The organism is Streptomyces sp. NPDC093984, assembly GCF_044764595.1.
GTDB lineage: Bacteria > Actinomycetota > Actinomycetes > Streptomycetales > Streptomycetaceae > Streptomyces > Streptomyces cynarae.
In genome coordinates this window covers 1-2,046 of record NZ_JBIWIM010000047.1, presented here as the reverse complement: position 1 = coordinate 2,046, position 2,046 = coordinate 1, and the positions used below count along the sequence as shown (strand labels likewise).

Genomic DNA, 2,046 nt, shown 5'->3' with positions numbered 1-2,046 from the left:
AACGTCGCCCGAACACGGTTCACTTCATGTGCATCCACATACTCACCGTGCCCCAGAACAAGGTCGACACACAGACCTAACGGAGTCCTACTAGACGCGAGCTTGGCCTGGTGTCGCTCGTGCCACAACGGCCCTACCCCAGCGACGAGTTCAGCGATCACGTCAGCCGACAGGCCCGTGATCCTCCGATCGCTGATGATCGCTGCACGAGACGCGTTCCCCACCACACGACCATGATCGACGATCAAGAACTCGACACCTCACCGCCTACCGTGCACGAGCTCGTTAGGAATGTTCGTGTCGAGTGGTGAATCTGCCCAGTGAGGCCGCTGTTGTAGGCCTTGGGTTGAAACCGTGCCCATGAGTAGCGAAGTGGCGCACCCGTAACCACTTCGCCCCGCCGTCCGTTCCTCCGGTCATGGATGATCTTCTCGATGCAGAGCTGGACCTGCCTGAGGCAACGGAGCCGCGCCTGCCCTTGTTTACCCTCTCGGAGGCGCACCAGTTACTGGAAGTGTTGCAGCACTTCGGCGCCACCGACCATGACTGGGGCGCCCAGGCCCGGCACTTCGCGGCGGAATTGGCGGCCCGGGTGCCGTCACGGGAGGAGTGACGCCGGGAAAGCCGCCGCAACAGCACAATCGACCCTCGCAGTAGCCGGTACTACCGCCCCCATGCCGCCCAGGCCCGGGGGGAGGTGTGTGCTGCGACCCAGCGCGATCACCGCGGCCACCGTCGGCTACTGAGGTTCAACTCGTGGTGTCGTAGGGGCTGACGGGCCGTAGCTCCCTGCGGTATCACCGGGGGATGCGGTATCCACAGGGTGGCGGGCTGACTGCCGAACGTCAGCAGTTCGCCAGGAGTTACGGCTCCAGGCGGCCGAGCGGTTCGCCCGGGGTGAGGCGAGTTCGGTAGTCGCCAAAGACCTGCGCGTCAGTGTCCGGTCGGTGCAGCGATGGCGGCAGGCTTGGGAGGAAGGCGGTCCGCGTGCTCTGCGGTCGCAGGGGCCGGCGTCGCTGCCGAGGCTGAGCAAGAAGCAGTTCGCGCAACTGGAGGTGGAGCTGGCCAAAGGTCCGGCCGCACACGGCTGGGAGGACCAGCGCTGGACCCTGGGCCGGATCAAGACCGTGATCGGCCGACGCTTCCACCTGACCTACACGATCCAGGGCGTTCGGAAGCTGATGGTCCGCAACGGCTGGTCCTGCCAGGTTCCGGCCCGACGCGCGATGGAGCGGGACGACGAAGCCGTGGCCGGCTGGGTGAAGGAGACCTGGCCCTGCGCGGAAGACTCGCGGCGGCCCGTGGAGCCTGGCTGGTCTTCGAAGACGAAGCCGGCTTCTCCATGACGCCGCCGCACGCGAAGACCTGGTCACAGCGCGGCCGGACCCCGGTGGTGCCGGTCCGGGGCCGCTCCCGCAGACGTATCTCCATCGCCGCCCTGACCTGCTACAAACCCGGCCACCGCTCACGGCTGATCTACCGGCCCCGCCGCGACGACGGCAACCGCGACGGGCGCAAAAGCTTCTCCTGGCAGGACTACCGCGACCTGCTAATCGCAGCACACCAGCAGCTAGGCGGCCCGATCGTCCTGGTCTGGGACAACCTCAACGTCCACAAGGCCGCCGACCTGCGAGAATTCGCCGCTACCCGGGACTGGCTGACCATCTACTACCTGCAGCCCTACGCACCCGACCTCAACCCCGTCGAAGGTGTCTGGTCCCTGCTACGGCGCGGCTGGCTCTCCAACGTCGCGTTCACCACCCCGGAGCACCTGATGCAACGCATCCGACGCGGCCTCCGCCACATCCAGTACCGCAGCCACCTCATAGACGGCTGCCTCGCCGAGACGGGACTGACCATCAACCCCTGATCATGGAAGACGACACCACGAGTTCAAGCTCAGTAATCCGCCGGCGGTGGGGTGATCTGGCAGGCAAAGACCCGCCAGATCACTAGGGCCTGTCCGGCGGATCTTGGAGTACGAGGTAACTGGACGGAGCTTTGACGGTAGCGTCAACTGGTGATTGGTCTGCAGGTACGTGCTGA

Annotated in this window: 3 protein-coding genes; all 3 read left to right on the top strand. The window is 65.7% G+C overall.

The features are described 5' to 3' along the window. Positions 1-418 precede the first annotated feature (418 nt). The 3 genes from ACIRC0_RS39630 (at position 419) to ACIRC0_RS39620 (ending at position 1,870) form a co-directional block, all read left to right on the top strand. Positions 419-613: a hypothetical protein gene (locus tag ACIRC0_RS39630; RefSeq protein ID WP_403626993.1), complete on the top strand. Its 195-nt coding sequence runs from the start codon at positions 419-421 to the stop codon at positions 611-613. Positions 614-947: 334 nt separating this feature from the next. Next, positions 948-1,346, top strand: a complete 399-nt coding sequence (locus ACIRC0_RS39625; RefSeq protein WP_403626991.1) for a winged helix-turn-helix domain-containing protein — start codon at positions 948-950, stop codon at positions 1,344-1,346. Then, positions 1,343-1,870, top strand: coding sequence for a transposase (locus ACIRC0_RS39620; RefSeq protein ID WP_403626988.1), 528 nt, complete (start codon positions 1,343-1,345; stop codon positions 1,868-1,870). Before ACIRC0_RS39625 ends, ACIRC0_RS39620 begins: the two co-directional genes overlap by 4 nt. Positions 1,871-2,046 lie beyond the last annotated feature (176 nt).

Excerpts from the sequence above, each read along its gene's own strand:
- ACIRC0_RS39630 (WP_403626993.1), top strand. The coding sequence starts at position 419 with ATGGATGATCTTCTCGATGCAGAGCTGGACCTGCCTGAGGCAACGGAG.
- ACIRC0_RS39620 (WP_403626988.1), top strand. The coding sequence starts at position 1,343 with ATGACGCCGCCGCACGCGAAGACCTGGTCACAGCGCGGCCGGACCCCG.